We start from the raw sequence: 3,681 nt of genomic DNA, 5'->3' as shown, positions 1-3,681 counted from the left end.
TCTAATTTGTTAAGTTGTGACTCTAGTTCCTTTAGGTAATTACCATAAGCAGCCCAGTCACCCTTCTTCTGTGCTTCTACAGCCTTATTATAAAGATCAGAAGCCTTCTTAACCATTTGTGAAGGAGTCTCTCCTACCTGAGGCGTTCCCCCTTCTGTAGGTGGTGCTACCTGAGTATCGTCATTAATATCAGCTCCAAATAGCTTTCCTAGTGCACGAGGAATATCCTCAGCCATAACTATCTTATCACCATATTGAACTATTACTCTCTTAAGTTCAGGAAGTCCCTTACCTGATTGGGCCTTAAGGTATAATGGCTTAACGTATAGAAGACTATTTTTAATTGGAATTATGTTAGCCTCTCCAAACTTAACCTCACTACCTCTTTGACTCCACAGTGTAAGTTCCTGTGATATATCTGTATCTGTGTTAATCTTAGAATTAAATTGCTGTGGTCCATATACTGCCTGTTCTTTTGGGAACTTTAGTAGTACAAGCTTAGACTTAGCAGCATCTGCTTCAACAGTTAACCAAGATACCATATTTTCTTTCTTAGCAACAGTATAAGGTATAGTTAGAAGGAACTTCTCTTGCTTATCACCTGGAAGCTTCATTAGCTGATAAACAGGCTTAACCTGTGAGTCCTTACCATCTGTAGCCTTGTACTTAGCAATGCTCCAAAGGTCTTCGTTGTTGTAGAATATCATAGGATTAGTCATATGATACTTCTCATAAACCTTTGATTGAACCATAAATACATCTTCTGAGTATCTAAGGTGACTTTGAAGGTCCTTAGGCATTTGACTTATATCCTTAAATAGACCCTTGTACATTTTGTTAACAGTGTTAGCTATAACGTCAGTCTTGTCATCTAAGTAGAAATCAACACTTCCATCATATGCATCAACTACAACCTTAACTGAGTTTCTAATGTAGTTAATATCATCATACTTCTCAGCATATGGGTACTTATCACTCTTAGTATATCCGTTAATAATCCAGTATAGTTTCCCCTCTGAAGCTACTATATATGGATCTGAATCATACTGAATAAATGGAGCAATCTTCTTAACTCTCTCAACTATATTCTTATGAAGAATAATTTTACTTTCTGAAGTTATTTCACTTGAAAGTAGGAAGTTAAGACTTTGCTGATTTATTGCAAATAATACTCTATTGGCAAAGTTAAGCTTAATACCCGCCTTACCATCGTATCTTGTTTCCTTATTCTCATTACCTGATGGGTGGTCTATTTCGTTAGATTTAGCCCCAACTATAGAGTAATCATTGGTAAGCTCCCCAAAGTAAATCTGTGGCTTATCAACCTTAATCGGTCCCTGAACAGGTATATCCTTAGAAATAAAGTTAGGTAGTCCAGTAGGTCCTACACTATTACTATATGAAGCAACTATTCCATATCCATGTGTATAGAAAAGGTGCTTGTTTTGCCATGTTTGGAACTTCTCTTCTCTGTTTGAGTTATCAAGCTCTCTAGGTGCTATAAGTACCTGACGAAGCTTTCCGTTAATATTGTATCTATCAATATCAATATTGTTAAACTTATAGTAGTTTCTTATAGCTTGAATCTGGTTATACACCTCACCAGTTTGTTCGAACTCATTAATTCTAATGTTATCTATAGTAAGCTTACTATTTTCTATATCCTTAGAAGTTAAATTGCTCTGTACCTGAAAGTCTCTTTGTTCTATATTGTTAAGTCCAAAGGCCTTTCTAGTTGCATCAATATTGTTAGCAATGTAAGTCATCTCTTTATCCCTAGCGTTAGGGGTAACAACGAATTTCTCTACAATACCAGCTGCAATACCTTGTAGAACAACAAGAACAACTATTAATCCTGCTGAATAAATAATAGGCTTAAACTTCTTCTTAATAACTGAAAAAGCAAATACCACTGCAGCAATAATACATACTCCAGCAATTATTAAATAAGCAGGTAATGAAACGTGAATATCTGTATATCCAGCTCCATAGGTAACCCCTGATGGTGAATATACAAGCTCTAAAGCTTTAATACCAAATACTATAGCTATAAATACAAGAAGTATTGCTCCAAGAATTGCTAACTGTCTTGCAATAAATGCTTCCTTCTTGCCTTTTTCAAGGTCTATAACTCCACTTAGTCCATTAATACCTTCTTGAGCCTTAACAGTAAAGTAGAATATTAGAGCTATAATTCCTAATACCACAACAATAAACATTAGTAGTGATAGAATTGACTTAATTAATGGTAATTTAAACATGTAAAATGATGCGTCTAATGAAAATATTGGGTCCTTAACCCCTGTTGGCGTCGCATTAATAAACTCTAGAATCTTATACCAGAAATTCTGGGTAAACATAAGTGATACTACAAGTGCAACAACTGCTGAAATTCCAGCAATAAGCTTATTAGTTACACCGGTAATATTAAATCCGAAATCTACATCGTCAATATAATGAATAAACTTAGTCTTAAGCGTCTTAATGTAGAACATAATCGAAGCAAAAAATATTACGAATGTGGGAACAAATACTAAAATCTTAGTGGTTAAGGTTGTAAAGAATACACTTGTATATCCAACCTCTTTAAACCATTGTACATCAACAATAAATCCTGATGATACAACTATAATAACCCCAAGAATAACAATTGCCCCTATAATTTTATAAAGGTAATCTTTCATTCTCCAGCCTCCTATACTTTGATATACCTATAATAACATAATTATGCCATACATAACAATCTTAGGACTACCAAGCAACTACCCATCCCTTGTTAATAAGAATACACTTAATAGGAACTATTGAAGACCCAACTACCTCTCCACTAGGCCCCTTATTAATAAATTCAACCTCAACTACAGCTTCGTTTCCGTTAATAGACGTATTCTTAATCTTATAACCTCCACTTAAAAATCCAATAGACTTTATTTCCTCCATCTCTTTAATATATTCATGAAGCATTTTTCTGTGGCTAGTTTTTATAGGGGACATAAGATTATATGCCTTAAAAAAGTCTCCACCCTTCTCTGTATCCATCTGCTCCCTAAGAGCCTCAGATGGTGAAGCAAAAACCTTAATATTAATATGCTTAACATCCCTCTTAAATGTATCTACACCCTTACACTTAATTCTGTTGCCATCTGAAAATATCTCTACCTTATCTATCCCTGTAATCTCAGTAACAGTATTAACTATAGACATGAGAACTAAGTTCAGCTTCTCTTCATCTACAGTAATATCGCTTCTAAATCCGCTAGATAACTTAATTCTAATAAGAGAACGCTCACGAACAACAGATACAACCTGAGCATCCTTAGCATAATATTCCCTTGAAGAGTTAATTAATGCTGTAATTAGATTCTCGTATAGGTTCCCCTTGTTAGATACCTTAATAATATGGGGAGTTAGGGTATTATCACTTGATGGTATATAACCCTGAAAATCAATATTCATAGGAGAATTACTTCTAGTCTCAATAGCTAGCTCATCATAGCCTGACTTGCTTTGAAAAAATGATGTCTCTTTAAAAAGTATAACTGAAAAATATGACAAAAAAATAGTAAAAACCAGTATGTATAAAAAATGCCTTCTTCTCATAAAACACCTCTACTTAACTTGTTATTACTATTATGTCCAAAAAATAAAATTCTATGTATTTTTATCCTTTTAATTTTTACA

2 protein-coding genes are annotated in these 3,681 nt (G+C 34.0%); both read right to left on the bottom strand.

Features of this window, described 5'->3' with window-relative positions; translation table 11 throughout:
- Positions 1 to 2,684, bottom strand: a 2,684-nt coding sequence (locus RR539_RS10545) for a UPF0182 family membrane protein (protein ID WP_332500425.1), incomplete at its 3' end; no start/stop codon positions are given.
- A gap of 67 nt (positions 2,685 to 2,751) precedes the next feature.
- Complete coding sequence (locus RR539_RS10540) at positions 2,752 to 3,555, bottom strand: GerMN domain-containing protein (RefSeq protein ID WP_332483853.1); 804 nt, start codon at positions 3,553 to 3,555, stop codon at positions 2,752 to 2,754.
- Positions 3,556 to 3,681: the final 126 nt, after the last annotated feature.

Source organism: Clostridium sp., assembly GCF_036639235.1.
GTDB lineage: Bacteria > Bacillota > Clostridia > Clostridiales > Caloramatoraceae > Clostridium_AB.
This window is presented reverse-complemented; position numbering and strand designations above follow the sequence as displayed.